This window comes from Streptomyces sp. NPDC096205, assembly GCF_044763135.1.
Lineage (GTDB): Bacteria > Actinomycetota > Actinomycetes > Streptomycetales > Streptomycetaceae > Streptomyces.
In genome coordinates this window covers 151,295-169,133 of record NZ_JBIWFS010000012.1, presented here as the reverse complement: position 1 = coordinate 169,133, position 17,839 = coordinate 151,295, and the positions used below count along the sequence as shown (strand labels likewise).

The window sequence follows — 17,839 nt, the reverse complement described above, 5'->3', positions numbered from 1 at the left end:
CTAAGGTGCCCTAGGGCACCTTAGGGTGCCAAGGGGTACAGTAGGGAACTGACCTACTGAGCAAGGGAGCTGACGAGATGTCGGATCAGGCCGACAATCGAGCGCCGTACGAACAGATCGCCGCCCACTATGCGGATCTGATCACGTCCGGCGAGATGCAGCCGGGCACACTGCTGCCGAGCATCAAGAGCCTTTCGCGCGATTGGAAGGTCAGCGCCGCGACTGCCGAAAAGGCGATTCGCAAGCTGCGCGGCGAAGGTCTTGTCAGAGGGATTCACGGCATCGGCACGGAGGTGCTTGACCGTCCCGCCCCTATGTCTTCTGGATCTCAGCGCCTGGACCGTGGCCGCCGAACGGGGTCGAGCTGGGGATCAGGCGAAAGGTCTGACTCCCATCAGGCCGCAGTGGTGCCGGCGCCCGCAGACGTGGCCGAGGCCCTCGATATCGCACCCGGTTCCGAGGTGATCAGGCGGCGGCGCGTGTACCGGGACCGGCACGGCATCGTCGCGCACTCCACCTCCTGGATCCCCGCGCGATACGGGAAGCTGATCCCTCAGCTCACGAGGAGCGAACGTCTGACTGGGGGAACCTCACTTCAACTCATCGCTCAGGCCACCGGTCGACCCATCACTCACCGAGTCGACACAGCGTCGGCCCGCCTACTGACGCCGGAGGACGCGGAGCTCTTGGAGCTCGATCCCGCGCGACCGCTCACCGACCCCGTGGTCGTGATGACTGCGAAGTTCGTCGACAGCGATGGCGAAGTTGTGGAGTACGGCGTCGACCTCGGGAGCCCTGGTCGCACGTGGCGAACAGAATCGGAAGTCGCCCAGTGACGGCTACAGAGGACACACGCCGACCGTTCTGTGTCTTGATGGTTGGGCTTCCGGGCTCGGGTAAGACGACGCTTTCACGCGTGCTGACAGACCGAGGCTTTGTCAGGCTTTGCCCGGACGAAGAGATGTACCGCCGACACGGTGTGTACGGGGTCGACTTTCCCCGAGGAACGTTCCCTGTCCTCGAACGGCCCGTACTCGAAGAGATCTCGGTCGAGCTCCAGCATCAGCTCAGGGCCGGGCGCGACGTCGTCGTCGATCATGGCTTCTGGACCCCGGACGATCGCGCTCACTGGCGATCACTCGCGACCGATGCGGGCGCCAGCGTAGTGCTGGTGTACCTGGAGGCGAGCCACGAAGAGCTCTGGTCGCGCGTGAGCAAGCGGAACGCTCAGCATGAGGCAGACCCGAACTCGATCTACTTCGCCGAAAGCGACCTACTCCGCTACCGCACCCGGTTCGTGCCCCCTGAGCCAGACGAGCCGCACATCGTCTACAACGGCGACCCGGAATCCGTCCTGAAGGCTCTGGAAGCCGACTGACCCGTGCCCAGCAGAATCCAGTTACAGGTTTCTCTACCTCATCAAGCCCCGGCTGCGCTCCGCTCCGCCGGGCGCGCTCCCGGCTCCGCTCCGCGCGACGCTCCTGCCTTCGGCCCGCTCCGCGCGGGCTGCGCCGACGCACGCCCTGGTGAGGGTTGGCCGGGTGGCATGGGGTCAGAACACGTCGCGGCTGGGGCGGTCGGCTCCACGACTTTAGCCAGCCACTTTGGCGCGAGCCTCGAAGATCATGGCCCCAACGTCGTGCTTTAGCGGGCAGGTCCACAGACTGCCCGACGCGCCGGAAGCTTACGGGGCCATGATCACTCGCGCCAAAGCAGCTCCCGGCCAAAGTCGCTACACCGACCGCGTGAGCCCCCGCGCGCTGCATTAGCGCCCCCACACACCACCAGACCGCCACCCGGGGTAGCCTTCCCGTCCATTTGAAGGTCCTGGAGGCTCCCTTGCACACGACTGTTTTCCTGCTGCGGAGCGCGCTGGGCCTCGGTGGCGGTCTGGTGTTCATGTGGGAGCTGAACCGCCAGGCTTCGGGACCAGGCTGGAGGAAGCTGCGGGTCTTCTCTGCGGCGGGGGCTGTGGTGCTCGCTGGGCTGCTCGCCGTCTAAGGGTCGCCAGTCAACGTGCCCCTCCCGTGCCCGTTCGGTCGGGAAACAGCGGGGAACCGCGGTCGCTGGCGGAGAACGCGCACGAGAACGGCCCCTGACTGATTTACCTGGTCAGGGGCCGTTCACCTGCGGAGGCGGTGGGATTTGAACCCACGGTGACATCGCTGCCACGACGGTTTCAAGATCAGTGCAGCCGCCGACCCTCAGGCGAAGGGAGAGAGTCCAGCAGCCTCAAGGTGATCAAGCAAGTCTTGAAGGCATGCATCCGGCGAGGGCTGGTCTGTACGAAAGACCGAATCCTTACCCAAGACACCGCCAGAGACGATCACCATCCATCGTGTCCCCGGGGTGCGCTCGCCGTCAGCTTTGAAGACTGCACAGCACCCCTGCTCGCTCAGCCAATCCATGACTTCCAGGATGTCCACGCCCACCCCTCCCGTGTAGATCTTGCCAGCACCACCAAGCGTCAGGTGACCGGTGGGGCCGTCCCTGGGCCGTGCGAGGGCGGCCAGGGGTATACAACGATGACAACTGCTGACCGGTCCCCCGCAGATCAGGGGAGTGATCAGTAGTTGGCCCGCAGGTCAGAGAGCCGGGGCGTCACTTCTTCGGGTACTGAGCACGGCTTCGGGCACCAAGGACGCGGAAAGCGGAAAAAGGAAGCAGCGGGTCGCGAAGACCCGCTGCCGCGGAGGGTGCTCCCCTCCTCTCGTCCTGTGGTGTCAGTTCTGTCCGGGCGGAGCGTGACCGGACGGGTTCTGGTTCTCGGTCTCCTGCGTGAGCCCCGCACCTGTACAGCTCGGCTGCTGGCCGCCGGGCTGGTGGCCGCCCTCGTTGGTGCACTGGGTGTCGACCGGCTGGATCTTGGCGTCAGCGATGCTCGCGCCACCGATACTCAGTGCGAATGCTGCGGCGACCCCGGCGAAGACAGCTCCTAGCCGCCTGGCTGTCAGTCTGCTCGGCATCTCGACCGCCCTTCCACGGGATTTTCAGCTGTCATATGTCCCCGGCAACGCTCGTGGCGCATATGCGGCATGTCAAGCGTTGGGCCGCACAGTGGACACAACATCTCATTTCGGCTGACGGCTTCCACCCGAGCCGCCGTCGCACCAGGCCACTAACCGACGGTTAGTGTCGTACGCTCGACATATGACCACCACGCCCGAGAACCTGCCCTACGACGTCTTCGCCCGGGCCTGCCCCTCGCGGGGCACGCTGGAGCACGTCACGGGACGCTGGGGCGCGCTCACCCTGGGCGCGCTGTACGAGGGCTCGCTGCGCTTCAACGAGCTGCGACGCCGGGTGGACGGCGTCAGCGAGAAGATGCTGTCGCAGACTTTGCACGCGCTGGAGCGCGACGGCCTGGTGCACCGCGAGGCCCAGCCGACGAACCCGCCGCGGGTGGACTACGAGCTGACCCCGCTCGGCCGCGAGGTCGCCGAGCGGCTGCTGGGCCTGATCCACTTCGTGGAGGGCCGCATGGACGACGTGCTGGCCGCCCGCGAGCGCTACGACGCCACGCGCGGGGCCCGCTGACACTTCGGGCAGAAGTAGCTGGACCGGTTCATCCACGGCCGCCTGCGCATCGGCGTACCGCACCGCTTGCAGGGCAGCCCCTCACGGCCGTACGCGTCCAGCGACCGGTCGAAGTAGCCCGACTCTCCGTTGACGTTGACGTAGAGGCTGTCGAAGCTGGTGCCGCCGACGGCGAGGGCCGCGTTCATCACATCCCTTACGTGGCCCAGGAGTTCGAGGGTGCGCGGGCGGGTGAAGCCGGCCGTGGGGCGTTCGTAGTGGATGCGGGCGCGCCAAAGGGCCTCGTCCGCGTAGATGTTGCCGACGCCGCTGATCAACGACTGGTCCAGCAGGGCCCGTTTGATGGTGGTCCGCTTGCGCCGCAGGGCCAGATGGAAGGCCTCTTCGTCGAACAGCGGGTCGAGGGGGTCACGGGCGATGTGCGCGATGACGTCGGGGAGGCCGTCCTCGCCGGTGTCGTGCAACGACAGTCCGCCGAAGGTGCGTTGGTCGACGAAGCGGAGTTCCGTGCCGAGGCCGTCGGCGAAGCGGACCCGGATCCGCAGGTGCTTCTCGTCCGGCGCCTCCTGCGGCTGCACCAGCAGCTGCCCGCTCATCCCGAGGTGCGCGAGCACCGCCTGCCCGGTGTCCTCCAGCGGCAGCCACAGATACTTCCCACGGCGCCTCGCCACGCCGATGCGGTGGCCCTTGAGGCGGTGGGCGAAGTCGTCGGGCCCGGCCAGGTGCCGGCGCACGGCCCGTGGGTGCAGCACCTCGGCCTCGGCGACGGCCCGGTGGGCGACCCACCGCTCCAGGCCCCGGCGTACGACCTCGACCTCGGGCAACTCGGGCATGGCTCCCCTTGGAGAGAAGCGAGCGCCCGCACCCTTTCCGGGTACGGGCGCTCGGTGTTCGGTGTCGGTCAGGCGGAGGCGGACGCCTCGTCGGCGTTCGGGGCGGCAGCGTTCGCGGCTGCCTTGGCGCGTTCGTCCGCGTCGGCGCGGATGGCGCGCCATGCGGATTCTGCGGCCTGCTGCTCCGCCTCCTTCTTGCTGCGGCCGGTGCCGGTGCCGTACGAGACGCCTCCGACGCGGGCGGCAGCAGTGAAGGTCTTCTCGTGGTCCGGGCCGGTCTCCGTGACCAGGTACTCGGGGACGCCGAGGCCTTCGGTCGCGGTGAGCTCCTGGAGGGACGTCTTCCAGTCCAGACCGGCTCCGAGGTTGGAGGACTTCTCGATCAGCGGGTCGAACAGGCGGTGCACCAGCTCCGCCGCCGAGTCCAGGCCCTGATCGAGATAGACCGCGCCGATCACCGCTTCGAGGGTGTCGGCGAGGATGGACGCCTTGTCCCGGCCCCCCGTGCCCTCTTCACCGCGGCCGAGCCGGATGAAGGAGCCGAGGTCGAGCGTGCGGCCCACGTCCGCCAGTGCGCGCGAGTTGACCACCGCGGCCCGCAGCTTGGCCAGCTGGCCTTCGGGCAGGTCGGGGTGGGTGCGGTACAGCGTGTCCGTGACGACGAGGCCGAGGACGGAGTCCCCGAGGAACTCCAGCCGCTCGTTCGTCGGCAGACCGCCGTTCTCGTACGCGTAGGAACGGTGGGTCAGTGCTCGCACCAGAAGGGCGGACTCGACCTTGTAGCCGAGCCGCCCTTCCAGAAGCGTGTGGGACGAGGCTGTGTTGTCCGATGCGTTCTTCTTCGGCGTGGACACAGTGCCTCTCACCAGCCCGCTCAGACCGCGAGGACCTGGCGCTTGTTGTAGGTGCCGCAAGACGGGCACGCGATGTGCTGCTGCTTGGGCTCGTGGCAGCGCTCGCACGCAACCAGGGGGGTGACCGCAGCCTTCCACTGCGACCGGCGGTGGCGCGTGTTGCTGCGCGACATCTTCCGCTTCGGAACAGCCACGGCTACTTCTCCTGCTTCTCGTCGGCGCGTGCTGACTGAGGCGCGCCGCCGCTCATCTCGTCCTTATCGCCGTCTTCGATTGAATCGGCGAATCCCTGCAGTGCCGCCCAACGGATGTCGACGGCGTCGTGGTGGTGGTCCGGGTTGTCGTTCAGGCTGATTCCGCATTCGGAACACAGACCCGCACAGTCCTCCCGGCACACCGGCTGCATCGGCAGTGCGAGCACCACCGCATCACGCAGCACGGGTTCGAGGTCGAAGAGTCCGTCCTCGATGAAGAGCCTGTCCTCGTTTTCTGCGGATCCCTCGGCGTCGTCGGTCGGTTCCGCCTTGTGGCGGCCCCGATCGTCGGCGTCAGGGTACGAGAACATCTCCTGGAAGTCCGCTTCGAGATCCATCTGAAGCGACTCCAGACACCTTACGCACTCCCCCTCGGCCTGTGCACGGGCGGTGCCTGTGACAAGCACCCCTTCCATGACCGACTCGAGCCGGAGTACGAGCTCCACCGGGGCGCCTTCCGGCACTCCGATGACTCCCGCGATACCGAGGTCGTTGGGAGCGTCGATCGTGCGGGTGAGCCGCTGCAGCGCACCTGGACGCCGCCCCAGCTCGTGCGTGTCGAACACGAGGGGGTTGCGATGGTCGAGGCGAGCGTTGGAGGCCATTCCTGCTTTCGATCTTCTAGCTCAGAGGGACGCAGCCCTTCGGTGTTCCCGGGCAGCGCTGATCACGGACGTACTCGCGACCGAAGAGCCAGGATACTGGACCTTTCGCTCTCGGCCCAATCCGGTGGTCGGGGCTACTGGCCGCCCCGCTCCTGTTCGTACGCCCTGAGCTGCTCGGCGCTGATCATGCTGGTGTCGAAGAGGCTGGTCTCGTCGAGCGCGTAGCCCGGCTGCTGGGCCTGCTGGGCCTGCTGGGGCTCGTAGGCGGGCTGCGGAGGGGTCGCGTAGCCCTGGTAGGCGTACGGGTCCGCCTGGGCCGTCTGCTGGTAGCCGTACGGGTCCTGCTGCGGGTAGCCGCCGTAGGGGTCGGCCTGCTGCTGGTAGCCGTACACCGGCTGGGGCTGCGGCTCCGGGACGTACTCGGGGCGCCGGGCCTGCTCCGCAGGGGCGTCCTGCTCGGCGAGGGCCGCGAGGTCGGCGAGGTAGTCGGCGTCGCTGGAGTGCTGGAGGGTGCTGGTGTCGTCGGCGAGGGCGCCGAGGTCGTCGGTGGCGATCCTGCCGTGCAGCTTCTGCCGGCCGCGGCCGACGGCCTCCAGGGTCTTGGCGAGGACCGCCTCGAAGGCGCCCAGCTTGACGTCGACATAGGCGTCGGCGTTGCGGCGCAGGGTCTCCGGGTCGTGGCTGCGCTCGGGGGCGTCCTCGTCCTCGTAGCCCTGCTCGTCCAGGCCCGGGCCGGTGCCCAGCAGCTTCTCGCGGCCGCGGCCGACCGAGCCGAGGGTCTTGGTGAGGACGACCTCGAAGTTGGCGAGCTTGGAGTCGACGTAGTCGTCGGCCTCCGCGCGGATCTCCTCGGCCTCCTGGCGGGCCTCGGTGAGGATGCGGTCGGCCTCGGCCTGGGAGCGGCGGGCGACCTCGGTGTCGGAGATCAGCGAGCCGCGCTCGGCGTGCGCCTGCTCGATGATCCGCTCGGCCTCCTGGCGGGCCCGCTCGACCATGTGCTCGCGGTCGCCGATCAGCTCCCGCGCCTGGGCGAGGGAGTCGGGCAGGGCCGCCCGTACCTCTTCGAGCATCGAGAGCAGGTCGGCGCGGTTGACCACGCACGAGGCCGACATGGGCATCGACCGGGCACTGGAGACCGCGGCGACGATCTCGTCGAGCTTCTTCTGCACGTCCACCGTGTGCTCGCCACTCTCTACAGCTGTGATGGAGACGGACGGGACGACTGTAGTCCCCTGCGTCCCATCAGGCGTCGCGCAGGCGCTCGTTGAGGGCTTCCAGGACGATCGGCGGCACCAGGTGGGAGACGTCTCCGCCCCAGGTCGCGACCTCCTTGACGAGCGAGGAGGACAGGAAGCTGTAGGTGGGGTTGGTCGGCACGAACAGGGTCTCGACGCCCGAGAGGCCGTTGTTCATCTGGGCCATCTGCAGCTCGTAGTCGAAGTCGCTGACGGCGCGCAGGCCCTTGACGATGGCGGGGATGTCCCGCTCCTTGCAGTAGTCGACGAGGAGGCCGTGGAAGGCCTCGACCCGGACGTTCCCGTATTCGGCGGTGACCCGGCGGATCAGGTCGATCCGCTCCTCGATCTCGAACAGGCCCTTCTTGGCCTTGTTGATCATCACCGCGACATACACCTCGTCGTAGAGGCGGGAGGCGCGGGAGATGATGTCGAGGTGTCCGTTGGTGATGGGGTCGAACGACCCGGGACAGACGGCGCGGCGCACTTGAGATCCCTCGCTCTCCGGTCCGGTCATCGTGCGTCTTCGCACGTAGAGGCGGCGCGACCGTACCAAAACGTTCCCTCGCCGTAACGACGGGCCCTCAGCGGCTCGAAGCCGTCGGGCCAGTGGAATTCGCCGCCTCTGGTGCTGCGCTCCACGGTGACGAGCGCTTGCTTATCGAGCCAGCCTTCCGAGCGGAGTGTGAGGAGGATCTCGCGAAGATCGTCGTCTGTGACCGCATATGGGGGGTCCAGGAACACGAGGTCGTACGGCTGTGAGGGCGCCGCCTTGATGATCTGCTCGGCCTTGCCGTGGCGCACCTCGGCGCCGGGCAGGCCGAGGCTCTTCACGTTCTCCCGGATGACGCGGGCCGCCCGGGCGTCGGCCTCGACCAGGAGGGTGTGGCCCGCGCCCCGGGAGAGGGCCTCCAGGCCGACCGCGCCGGAGCCGGCGTAGAGGTCGAGGACGCGGTCGCCGTCCAGGGGGCCGCCCAGGAGGGACTGCCAGGTGGAGAAGAGGCCTTCGCGTGCGCGGTCGGAGGTGGGGCGGGTTCCCGTACCGGGGGGTACGGAGAGTCGACGTCCGCCGGCTGCGCCGGCGATCACGCGGGTCATCTTCGGTCCTTGGTAGTGGTCGTCTTCAGGTATCAGTGTGGCTGGTCGCGCAGTTCCCCGCGCCCCTGGGTCCGCATACTCAGCCCTTTTCCAAGTACTGCTCCCTCTCCTCGTCCAACAGGGCGTCCAGGGCCGTCCTCAGGCCTGGAAGGTTCGTCAGCTCCGGGTCCGCCTCCACCAGGGTCGCCGCCTCCTCCCGCGCCTCGGCGATGATCTCCTCGTCCTCGATCACGGCGAGGACCCGCAGGGACGACCTCGCCCCCGACTGGGCCTGTCCCAGGACGTCTCCCTCCCTGCGCTGCTCCAGGTCGATGCGGGAGAGCTCGAAGCCGTCGAGGGTGGCGGCGACCGCGCCCAGGCGCTGGCGGGCGGGGCTCGCCTCGGGCATCTCGGTGACCAGCAGACACAGGCCCGGCGCGGAGCCCCGGCCGACGCGGCCGCGGAGCTGGTGGAGCTGGGAGACGCCGAAGCGGTCGGCGTCCATGATCACCATGGCGGTGGCGTTGGGGACGTTGACGCCGACCTCGATGACGGTCGTGGCCACCAGGACGTCGGTGTCGCCCGCGGCGAAGCGGCGCATGACGGCGTCCTTGTCGTCGGGGGCCATACGGCCGTGCAGGACCTCGACACGCAGGCCTTGCAGGGGGCCCTTGGCGAGCTGGTCGGCGACGTCGAGGACGGCCAGCGGGGGCCGCTTCTCCGCGTCGTCCTCGGCGGACTTCTTCGCCTTCTTGGGGTCGTCCTGCTCGTCCCCGATACGCGGGCAGACGACATACGCCTGATGGCCGTTGCCCACCTCCTCGCGGACCCGCTCCCAGGCGCGGGCCAGGAAGTGGGGCTTGTCGGCGGCGGGGACGACATGGCTGGCGATGGGTGAGCGGCCGGCCGGGAGCTGGTCGAGGACGGAGGTCTCCAGGTCGCCGAAGACGGTCATCGCGACCGTGCGCGGGATCGGCGTGGCCGTCATGACGAGCAGGTGCGGGGGCTGCTTGCCCTTGCCGCGCAGGGCGTCCCGCTGCTCCACGCCGAACCGGTGCTGTTCGTCGACCACGACCAGGCCCAGGTCGTGGAACTGCACCTTGTCCTCGATCAGCGCATGCGTGCCGATCACGATCCCGGCCTCACCGGTCACGAGGTCGAGCAGCGCCTGCCGCCGGGCAGCCGTCCCCATGGACCCGGTCAGCAGCACCACCTTGGTCGCCTGCTCGGCCCCGCCCAGCATGCCGCCCTCGGCCAGCTCGCCCATCATCTCCACGACGGACCGGTGGTGCTGCTGGGCGAGCACCTCGGTGGGCGCGAGCATGGCGGCCTGGCCGCCCGCGTCCACGACGGCCAGCATGGCCCGCAGCGCCACCATGGTTTTCCCGCTGCCGACTTCGCCCTGGAGCAGCCGGTGCATCGGGTGTTCCGTGGCCAGGTCGTCGAAGATCTCCTTGGAGACCTTCTGCTGGCCGTCGGTGAGGGTGAAGGGGAGGCGGGCGTCGAAGGCGGTGAGGAGGCCGTCCGGCCTGGCTTTGCGGGCCACCGCGGGGAGTTGGGCGTCGGCGTGACGGCGGCGGGCGAGGGCCACCTGGAGGACGAAGGCCTCGTCCCACTTCAGGCGGGAGCGGGCGTCCTCGATGTCGGCCTTGGTGTGGGGGCGGTGGATCTTGAGGAGGGCCTCGGGGAGGGTCGGCAGGCCCCGGCCCTCGCGGAGGGACTCGGGCAGCGGGTCCACGGCCTCCTGGGCGCTGGGCAAGACCGTCTGGACGGCCTTGCCGATCTTCCAGGACTCCAGCTTGGCCGTGGCGGGGTAGATCGGGATGAGGGAGCCGGCCCAGGTCTCGACCGCCTCCTCGCTGTCGCCGCGCAGCAGTTCGTAGGCGGGGTGGGCGAGTTGGAGGCGGCGGTTGAAGACGGAGACCTTGCCGGCGAACATCGCGCGGGTGCCCGGCAGGAGTTCCTTGTGGGGCTTGTGCACGCCATTGCCGAAGAACACCAGTTGGAGCCGGCCGCTGCCGTCGGTGATCGTCACCTCCAGGCGCTGGCCCTTGCCGCGGGGCGCCTTGGCGGAGGCGAAGGTGTGCAGGCGGGCGTCGGCGACCTGGGCGACCACCGTGACGTGCTCGTCCATCGGCAGGTCGGCGAGGTGCGTGAGCTGCCCGCGCTCCTCGTATCTGCGCGGGTAGTGGTGCAGCAGATCGCCGACGGTGTGCAGGCCGAGGTGCTCGGCCATCACCTTCGCGGTGGCGGGGCCGAGCACCTTCTTCAGTGGTTCGTCCAGTGCGGGCACGAGATCCATTGCACACCACGCCACTGACAATGCCCCAAACGTGGCGGGAAACCCCTGGTCAGACGGCTCGGTGGGGCCCTAGGATGGCGCGCCCGGCCATCCCCCCGCGGTAGCCGCCTCACCGGTGCCGCCCGACCCCGCGCCGACGCCCCTCCCCCCTCCGGCGCTGCGACGATGGACTCCCAGAGCTCACAGTCATCCCAGGCATCCCACTCACCTCATACGTTCCAGGTCGACCTGCGCGGTCTGGTGGACCTGCTGTCCCACCACCTCTACTCCAGCCCGAAGGTCTACCTGCGCGAACTGCTGCAGAACGCCGTGGACGCCGTCACCGCCCGGCGCGCCGAACAGCCCGACGCCCCGGCGCGGGTGCGCATCCACACCGCCGACGGCTGTCTGCGCGTGGAGGACACCGGCGTCGGGCTCACCGAGGCCGATGTGCACACGCTGCTCGCCACCATCGGCCGCAGCTCCAAGCGGGCCGACGGCATCCAGGCGGCCCGCTCCGACTTCCTCGGCCAGTTCGGCATCGGCCTGCTGGCCTGTTTCCTCGTCGCCGAGCGGATCCGCGTGGTCAGCCGCAGTGCCCGTACGCCTCAGGCCCCTCCGGTGGAGTGGACGGCGTGCGACGACGGCTCGTACACCGTGCGCACCCTGCCGCAGGAGGAGCACCGCGAACCCGGCACCACCGTGCATCTGGTGGCCCGGCCGGGCGCCGCCGAGTGGCTGGCCCCGCACAAGGTGCTCGAACTGGCACGGGACTTCGGCTCGCTGCTGCCGTACGACGTGACGGTGGACGGCGAGGCCGTCGCCGAGCTGCCGGCGCCCTGGGACCGGGAGCACCCCTCCCCCGCCGCCCGCCGGGTGGCGCTGGGCCGGCACTGCCACGGGCTGTTCGGGTTCACTCCGCTGGACACGATCGACCTGTCGGTGCCGCTGGCCGGGCTGCGCGGGGTGGCGTACGTGCTGCCGACCGCGGTGAGCCCGGCGCAGCGAGCACGGCACCGCGTCCACCTCAAGGGCATGCTGCTGACCGAGCGGGCCGAACAGCTGCTGCCCGACTGGGCGTTCTTCGTGCGCTGTGTGCTCGACACGGACAGCCTGCGGCCCACCGCCTCGCGCGAGGCGCTGTACGAGGACGAGACCCTGGCCGCCGTACGCGAGGCGCTCGGTGAGCGGATCCGGGCGTGGCTGCGGGACCTCGCGGCGGGTGATCCCGAGCGGCTGCAGGCGTTCCTGCGGGTGCACCACCTCGGGGTGCGGTCGCTGGCGCGGCACGACGGCGAGATGCTGCGGACGATGCTGCCGTGGCTGCCGTTCGAGACGACGGACGGGGAACTGTCGCTGGAGGAGTTCGCGCAGCGGCACCCGGTGGTGCACTTCACGCGGTCGGTCGAGGAGTTCCGGCAGGTCGCCCCGATCGCCGCCGCGCAGGGCATCGGAGTGGTCAACGGCGGCTACACGTACGACTGCGAGCTGGTGGAGGCGCTGCCGTCGGTGCGTCCCGGCACGGTGGTCGCCGAGCTGGACGCCGACACGGTGACCGCGCACCTGGACTCGGTGGACCCGGTCGAGGAGCTGGCGCTGTCGGACTTCCTGGCGGCCGCGCGCGCGGTGCTCGACCCGCTGGACTGCGATGTCGCGCTGCGGGCCTTCCACCCGGTGTCGGTGCCCGCGCTGCACTTCGACGACCGGGCCGCCCAGCACGAGCGGGAGCGGGCCGAGGCCGAGGCGCAGGCGGACGAGCTGTGGGCCGGGATCCTCGGCTCGCTGCGCGGCGGCGCGCCCCGCGCGCGTCTGGTGCTCAACCATCTCAACCCGCTGGTGCGGCGCATCGGTTCGCTGAAAGAGGCGGGTCTGATCGGCACCGCCGTCCAGTCCCTGTACGGCCAGGCGCTGCTGATGGCGCAGCGCCCGCTCAGGCCCGCCGACTCGGCGCTGCTGAACCAGGCGTTCATCGGCCTGCTGGAGTGGGCCACCCACGAGGAAGGCGGCCGGTGATGACCGACGTCACGGACTTCGGTTCCCTGCGGCTGGCGATGGCGGAGAACGCCGGTCAGCCGGAGGGTCCGGCCCGCAACCGGCGGGCGGAGCAACTGGTGCGGGACGCCGAGCGGCTGGGCATACCGGCCGCGCTGGTCGAGGCGCTCGTGCACCACGTGCGCGTGGGCAACTACAGCTCCGAGAAGGACCGGCTGTTCGTGCCGTTCACCCGGCTGCTGGGCCTGTGGGACGAGCATCCGGAGCACTTCGGCGAGGAGGAGATCCACGCCCTGCACTGGTTCTTCAAGTGGATGTCGTCCGGGATGCTCGACCAGCCGCAGATCCCGCTCGCGTCGATGGAGAAGTGGCTCGGCGAGATGGAGCGCCGCTACCGCCTGGCCGGGTACTCCGACCGCGCGGTGCGCGGTGCCGAGCTGTGGGTGGCCGCGCATGTCGGGGACACCGGGCGGGCGGAGCGGGCGTTCGCGGCGTGGCTCGCCGCCGACCGCGACGAGATGGCCGACTGCCACGCCTGCGAGCTGAACGGGCAGGGCTGGTGGCATGCGCAGCGGGGCCGGGACGAGGAGGCGCTCGAGCTGTGGCGGCCGGTCCTGGAGGGCGAGTTCGCCTGTGCGCACGAGCCGCACAGCGTGCTCGCGTCCTCACTGCTGCCGCTGCTGCGGCTGGGCCGGGCCGAGGAGGCGCGGGCGAACCATCTGCGCGGGATCAGGCTGGTGCGGCCGATGGAGAGCATGCGGGCCTCGTACGCCGACCATGTGGAGTTCTGCGCGCTGACCGGCAACGAGGCACGCGGCCTGGAACTGCTGGCGGAGCGCCCGGGGCACTTCCTGGGCGCCGGGAATCCCAGCAGCAGGATGGAGTACCTGGGCGTGGTCGCCCTGCTGATGGACCGGCTGACCGCGCTCGGCCTGGGCGAGCGCGCGGTGCCCGGGCCGCCCGGCCGGGAGTGGACGGCGCGCGAACTCGGCGGGCACGCGCGCGAGGAGGCACTGTCCCTGGCGGCACGTTTCGACGAGCGCAACGGCACCTCGTACGTCGGTGAGCGCCTGCGCGCGCGGATGGACCGGGAGCCGCTGCTGGACCGTCTGCCCCTCGGTGTGCGGACGACGCCCTCCGCGCCCACGCGCGCGGCGCCGACGACGCCGCCCGCACCCGATGCCGATCCGGCCTCGCTGCTGGCCAGGGCCCGGCGGCTGTCGGAGACGCTCCAGCCGAACGCCGTGGAGGCGTGGGCGGCTGCCGCGCGGGCCGCGCGGGGGCTGGAGCTGACGGTCCGCGACCGCGCGGAGATCGCCGACCACGAGGCGATGGGGCTCGGCCCCGAGGGCGCGGCGCTGTTCGAGCAGGCGGCCGAGCTGTACGCCGAGGCGGGCGACAGGGGCGAGTCCCTCGCGGCACGCACGCGTGCGGCGTACGTCCGCGCCCTGGGCGGCGACGTCGAGGGAGCCCTGGCCGCCGTGGCCGACCCCTACGAGCAGGTGCTCGCCCTCTACGCCGAGGACGGGACCGGCGTACGGCAGACGGCCTCGGTCGTGATGGGCCGGGCCCGCGTCCTGATGCGCCGGGTCCAGGAGGCCGTGGAGCGCGGCGAGGCCGCGTCGGAGGCTCTCGGTGCGGCCCGTGACGCCGTGCGGGAGGTGCTCGCGCTGGTCGACGGGCACGACGGCGGCGACGTACGGCTGGCGGCGCGGGCGGCCGAGGCGCGGGCGATGCTGGCGGACCTGGCGGCGCACGCCGGTGAGCCGCGCGAGGCGGTCGCGCTGTTCGGGCGGGCCGCGGCGGAGTTCGTGGCGGCGGGGCTGCCGTGGTTCGCGGTGGAGTACGAGGCCCGGCTGGCCATGCTGGCCCATCACCTGGGGGACATCGAGGAGACCGAGCGGGCTCTGCGGGCGGCCCTGGAGCACGGCGGGCCTTATCTGGAGCCGCCGGGGCGGGCTCAGCTGCACCTGCAGCTCGCGGAGGTGCTGGGCGGGCGGGACGAGCCCGGCGAGGCCGCCGAGCAGGCCCTGGAGGCCGTCCACTGGGCCGACGCGGCGGGTGACGCGGCGTTCGCCGCCTGGGCGCGGCAGATGCTCGGCGGGTTCCTGCTGCGGCAGGCGCGCTGGGCGGAGGCGGCCGAGGTGCTGGAGTCGGCGCTGGCCGACCTGTCGGCGGACACCCACGGCGACGGCGCGGTCGTCCAGACCCAGTGGTGGCTCGGCGACGCCCTGAGTGAACTGGGCGAGCACCGGGCGGCCGCGGAGCTGCGGCTGAAGGCGGCCGAGATCGCCCGGCACTGGCCCGAGCAGCAGGACCACGCCACGCTCGCCCATCTGGCCGGTGAGGCGCTCGGCGCCGCGGACCTGCCCGCCGAGGCCGACCGGGCCTACGCCCGCGCGGGCGACCTCTGGCGCGAGCTGGGCGACCCGCACGGCCTGGTCCGCTCCCTGCGCGCCCGCGCGTGGCTGGCGCTGCGCGCGGAGGACGGGGCGGACCGGGCGGCCGAGCTGATGGAGGCGGCCGTACAGGAGTGCGCGACGGCTCTCGACGCGGCGGCCGGTGAGGAGGACCGGGCGCTGCTGGCCGCGGAACTGGGGCACACGCACCACCAGTTCGGGGGCCTGCTGGCGCGCATCGCCGAAGAGCAGGGAGAGCAGCAGGAGGAGGAGCAAGGAGAGCAGCAGGGGGAGCAAGGGGAAGACGGGGAGCAGCAGGAGGGGCAGCCGGGGCAGGACACCGGGGCCGGTTTCGAGGCGGCCCTGGCGCGGCTCCTGGAGGCCGTCGCGGTCTTCTCCGCGCTGGGCGAGGACGCCGTACACGCGCGTACGGACGCCGAACTCGCCGCCGGCCGGCTCGCGCTCGACCTCGGCCGCCCCGCGCAGGCGGAGGCACACGCGGGTGCCGTGCTGGCCGCGTACGCCGAGCTGACCGACGGCTCCGAGGACGTGGCGCGGGCGCGGGTCGTGGAGGCCGGCCGGCTCCTGCGGCTCGCGCGGGAGCGGGCCTGAGCCACTCCGCGCCGCCTGAGCTACTCCACGCCGATGAGCAGCAGCGCGCCTTGCCGTCCGCCCCGGTACACCACCGTGTCGACGGCGAGGTACGACTCCCGCACCCGCGCCTCCAGGCGCTCGGCGATGTCGCCGGGCGCCTCGTCGCCGAGGACGAGGGTGACCAGCTCGCCGCCGGCCGACAGCATCCGGTCCAGGACGGTCCGCGCGGTCTCGGTCACCTCGGAGCCGATCACCGCCACGTCGCCGTCGATCAGCCCGAGCACGTCCCCGGCCTGGCAGATCCCGGCGCTGGTCCAGGACCGGTGCTCGGCGACGGTGACCTCGGCGTAACGGGTCGCGCCCGCGGCGGACGTCATGGCCACGACGTCCTCGTCGAAGCGGCGGTCCGGCTCGTGCACGGCCAGCGCGGCGATGCCCTGCACCGCCGAGCGGGTCGGGATCAGCGCCACCCGCACGCCCTCCGCGCGGGCCTGCTCGGCCGCGGCCGCGGCGGTGTGCCGCAGCTCGGCGTCGTTGGGCAGCAGCACGACCTCGCGCGCGTGGGCCCGCCGTACGGCCTGCACGAGCTCTCCGCTCGCGGGCGGCTCCCCGGGGCGCGCGAGCACGGCGGTCGCGCCGGCCTCGGTGTACAGGCCGGCCAGGCCCTCGCCGGGGACGACGGCCACCACGGCACGCTGGGCGCGCTCCGCGGGAGGGCGCTCGCCGCGCGTGGTGTGGACGTCGCCGAGCCCGAAGTGGGTGATCCGGATCCGGTACGGCCGTCCGGCCTCGACACCCGCCTCGACGGCGGCACCGGCGTCGTCCACATGCACATGGACGTTCCACAGCCCGTCACCGCCGACCACCACCAGGGAGTCCCCCAGCGCGTCCAGCCGGTCCCGTAGCCGCGCCACGGCCTCGTCGCCGGCCTCCAGCAGGTAGATCACCTCGAAGGCGGGGCCGCCGTCCTGCGGCCCGTCGTGGCACGCCACAGCCTCGCCGGCCGCCACACGCGTGTGCTCTCCCTCCGACGGAGGAGCCTCCACGCGCGTGTGCGTGTTCAGGGGCGCGCTTCCCTGCGTCTCCCCCGTGAACGTCTCCAGCAGCGCGCCGAGGACCGCCACCAGCCCGCGCCCTCCGGCGTCCACCACTCCGGCCCGCCCGAGCACGGCGAGCTGTCCCGGGGTGGCGGCGAGGGCCGCCCGCGCGCCCTCGTAGGCGGCCCGGGCCACCTTCCCGCAGTCGCCCTCCGCCCCGGCGGCCGCGTCGGCGGCGGCGGAGGCGACGGTCAGGATCGTGCCCTCGACGGGGTGGGCGACGGCCTGGCGGGCGGAGTCGGCGGCCTGGCGCAGAGCGAGGCCGAGACCGGGTCCGTCGGTGTGAGGCGTGCCACCGTCGGCGGCGAGCACCTGGGCCATGCCGCGCAGCAGCTGGGCGAGGATCGTGCCGGAGTTCCCGCGGGCCCCGATGAGCGCGCCGTGGGCCATCGCGCCGAGGGCGTCCGCGAGCGAGGGACCGGCCGGGCCGCCGTGGCCCGCCGCGTGGCCGTCGAAGACCGCCTCGACCGCCGCGGCTGCGGACTCGACGGTCAGATAGAGGTTGGTGCCGGTGTCGCCGTCCGCCACGGGATAGACATTGATCGCGTCGATCTCCTCGCGCGCCTGCCCGAGCGCCCGCAGCGCGCGTCCGCACCAGGTGCGTACCGCGAGAGCATCGAAGAATGTCTGCGGCACCTGCGCCACCTGCGCCTCCTTGGACTGCTGACGTGGACGCAGCGTAGACCCCGGGCCGGTGCCGGACGGCAGAGGGCCGGGAGCGGGGTGCTGAGCAGCCATGGTAGTTTCGTTGAGCGGGAGCAGCCGTTGTATGCTGCTCCGGTTGCCCGATCCACATCGGGCTATTCCCCCTGGCAGCGCCACTCCAGATCCTGTGATCTTGATCCCGGCATGCCGGGATCAACCGTAAGTGCATCTGAAGTCTTTGGAGTGACCCGTGGCTGCCAACTGCGACGTCTGCGGCAAGGGGCCGGGCTTCGGCAACAACATCTCGCACTCGCACCGCCGTACGTCCCGCCGCTGGAACCCGAACATCCAGCGTGTGCGTACCGTGGTCGGCGGGACGCCGAAGCGCGTGAACGCCTGCACCTCGTGCATCAAGGCCGGCAAGGTCTCGCGCTGA

The 17,839-nt window shown here is 71.2% G+C and carries 17 protein-coding genes; 7 read left to right on the top strand and 10 right to left on the bottom strand.

Features of this window, described 5'->3' with window-relative positions; translation table 11 throughout:
* The first annotated feature begins 77 nt into the window (after nt 1–77).
* The 3 genes from ACIQ6Y_RS36485 (at nt 78) to ACIQ6Y_RS36475 (ending at nt 2,001) form a co-directional block, all read left to right on the top strand.
* Complete coding sequence (locus tag ACIQ6Y_RS36485; protein ID WP_404046336.1) at nt 78–836, top strand: GntR family transcriptional regulator; 759 nt, start codon at nt 78–80, stop codon at nt 834–836.
* Entirely contained in the window at nt 806–1,378 is a 573-nt protein-coding gene (locus ACIQ6Y_RS36480; RefSeq protein WP_404046333.1) for an AAA family ATPase, read from the top strand. Before ACIQ6Y_RS36485 ends, ACIQ6Y_RS36480 begins: the two co-directional genes overlap by 31 nt.
* A 461-nt stretch (nt 1,379–1,839) precedes the next feature.
* Entirely contained in the window at nt 1,840–2,001 is a 162-nt protein-coding gene (locus tag ACIQ6Y_RS36475) for a hypothetical protein (RefSeq protein ID WP_181925304.1), read from the top strand.
* 203 nt (nt 2,002–2,204) lie between these two features.
* Here the strand turns inward: ACIQ6Y_RS36475 and ACIQ6Y_RS36470 are convergent, their stop codons facing one another.
* Entirely contained in the window at nt 2,205–2,426 is a 222-nt protein-coding gene (locus tag ACIQ6Y_RS36470) for a hypothetical protein (RefSeq protein WP_404046330.1), read from the bottom strand.
* A 724-nt stretch (nt 2,427–3,150) separates the two neighbouring features.
* On the opposite strand from ACIQ6Y_RS36470, the gene ACIQ6Y_RS36465 reads away from it, so the two are divergent.
* A complete protein-coding gene (locus ACIQ6Y_RS36465) occupies nt 3,151–3,537 on the top strand; it encodes a winged helix-turn-helix transcriptional regulator (protein WP_404046328.1) in 387 nt (128 codons plus the stop codon).
* Here ACIQ6Y_RS36465 and mutM read toward each other — a convergent pair.
* The 8 genes from mutM to recG form a co-directional block, all read right to left on the bottom strand.
* Complete coding sequence (mutM, locus tag ACIQ6Y_RS36460; protein WP_404046326.1) at nt 3,510–4,370, bottom strand: bifunctional DNA-formamidopyrimidine glycosylase/DNA-(apurinic or apyrimidinic site) lyase; 861 nt, start codon at nt 4,368–4,370, stop codon at nt 3,510–3,512. The genes ACIQ6Y_RS36465 and mutM overlap by 28 nt on opposite strands.
* Before the next feature lie 68 nt (nt 4,371–4,438).
* On the bottom strand, nt 4,439–5,236 hold the full coding sequence (rnc, locus tag ACIQ6Y_RS36455) for a ribonuclease III (RefSeq protein ID WP_404046324.1): 798 nt from the start codon (nt 5,234–5,236) through the stop codon (nt 4,439–4,441).
* Between the two features lie 8 nt (nt 5,237–5,244).
* Entirely contained in the window at nt 5,245–5,418 is a 174-nt protein-coding gene (rpmF, locus tag ACIQ6Y_RS36450) for a 50S ribosomal protein L32 (protein WP_086575354.1), read from the bottom strand.
* A 2-nt stretch (nt 5,419–5,420) separates the two neighbouring features.
* Entirely contained in the window at nt 5,421–6,083 is a 663-nt protein-coding gene (locus ACIQ6Y_RS36445) for a YceD family protein (protein WP_404046321.1), read from the bottom strand.
* A 134-nt stretch (nt 6,084–6,217) separates the two neighbouring features.
* Nucleotides 6,218–7,258, bottom strand: coding sequence for an ATP synthase F0 subunit B (locus tag ACIQ6Y_RS36440; RefSeq protein ID WP_404046319.1), 1,041 nt, complete (start codon nt 7,256–7,258; stop codon nt 6,218–6,220).
* A 67-nt stretch (nt 7,259–7,325) separates the two neighbouring features.
* Nucleotides 7,326–7,805, bottom strand: coding sequence for a pantetheine-phosphate adenylyltransferase (coaD, locus tag ACIQ6Y_RS36435; RefSeq protein WP_404046648.1), 480 nt, complete (start codon nt 7,803–7,805; stop codon nt 7,326–7,328).
* 26 nt (nt 7,806–7,831) lie between these two features.
* Nucleotides 7,832–8,416, bottom strand: a complete 585-nt coding sequence (gene rsmD / locus ACIQ6Y_RS36430) for a 16S rRNA (guanine(966)-N(2))-methyltransferase RsmD (RefSeq protein WP_404046316.1) — start codon at nt 8,414–8,416, stop codon at nt 7,832–7,834.
* Nucleotides 8,417–8,495: 79 nt separating this feature from the next.
* Nucleotides 8,496–10,697 (bottom strand): ATP-dependent DNA helicase RecG, encoded by a 2,202-nt coding sequence (gene recG / locus ACIQ6Y_RS36425; protein WP_404046313.1) that lies wholly within the window; start codon nt 10,695–10,697, stop codon nt 8,496–8,498.
* Between the two features lie 165 nt (nt 10,698–10,862).
* Between recG and ACIQ6Y_RS36420 the strand changes: the two genes are divergently transcribed.
* Together ACIQ6Y_RS36420 and ACIQ6Y_RS36415 are read left to right on the top strand one after the other, a co-directional pair.
* Nucleotides 10,863–12,689, top strand: coding sequence for an HSP90 family protein (locus ACIQ6Y_RS36420; protein WP_404046311.1), 1,827 nt, complete (start codon nt 10,863–10,865; stop codon nt 12,687–12,689).
* A complete protein-coding gene (locus ACIQ6Y_RS36415; protein WP_404046309.1) occupies nt 12,689–15,679 on the top strand; it encodes a tetratricopeptide repeat protein in 2,991 nt (996 codons plus the stop codon). The genes ACIQ6Y_RS36420 and ACIQ6Y_RS36415 overlap by 1 nt, the downstream gene beginning before the upstream one ends.
* 20 nt (nt 15,680–15,699) lie before the next feature.
* On the opposite strand, the gene ACIQ6Y_RS36410 is transcribed toward ACIQ6Y_RS36415, so the two are convergent.
* Entirely contained in the window at nt 15,700–17,403 is a 1,704-nt protein-coding gene (locus tag ACIQ6Y_RS36410) for a DAK2 domain-containing protein (protein WP_404046306.1), read from the bottom strand.
* A gap of 250 nt (nt 17,404–17,653) precedes the next feature.
* On the opposite strand from ACIQ6Y_RS36410, the gene rpmB reads away from it, so the two are divergent.
* On the top strand, nt 17,654–17,839 hold the full coding sequence (gene rpmB / locus ACIQ6Y_RS36405; protein ID WP_003993230.1) for a 50S ribosomal protein L28: 186 nt from the start codon (nt 17,654–17,656) through the stop codon (nt 17,837–17,839).

What these genes read in the sequence shown, in the direction of transcription:
- ACIQ6Y_RS36445 (WP_404046321.1), bottom strand. Translation starts at nt 6,083, where the DNA reads ATGGCCTCCAACGCTCGCCTCGACCATCGCAACCCCCTCGTGTTCGAC.
- rsmD (WP_404046316.1), bottom strand. Translation starts at nt 8,416, where the DNA reads ATGACCCGCGTGATCGCCGGCGCAGCCGGCGGACGTCGACTCTCCGTA.
- ACIQ6Y_RS36465 (WP_404046328.1), top strand. Translation starts at nt 3,151, where the DNA reads ATGACCACCACGCCCGAGAACCTGCCCTACGACGTCTTCGCCCGGGCC.
- ACIQ6Y_RS36420 (WP_404046311.1), top strand. Translation starts at nt 10,863, where the DNA reads ATGGACTCCCAGAGCTCACAGTCATCCCAGGCATCCCACTCACCTCAT.
- ACIQ6Y_RS36485 (WP_404046336.1), top strand. Translation starts at nt 78, where the DNA reads ATGTCGGATCAGGCCGACAATCGAGCGCCGTACGAACAGATCGCCGCC.
- ACIQ6Y_RS36415 (WP_404046309.1), top strand. Translation starts at nt 12,689, where the DNA reads ATGACCGACGTCACGGACTTCGGTTCCCTGCGGCTGGCGATGGCGGAG.
- mutM (WP_404046326.1), bottom strand. Translation starts at nt 4,370, where the DNA reads ATGCCCGAGTTGCCCGAGGTCGAGGTCGTACGCCGGGGCCTGGAGCGG.
- recG (WP_404046313.1), bottom strand. Translation starts at nt 10,697, where the DNA reads ATGGATCTCGTGCCCGCACTGGACGAACCACTGAAGAAGGTGCTCGGC.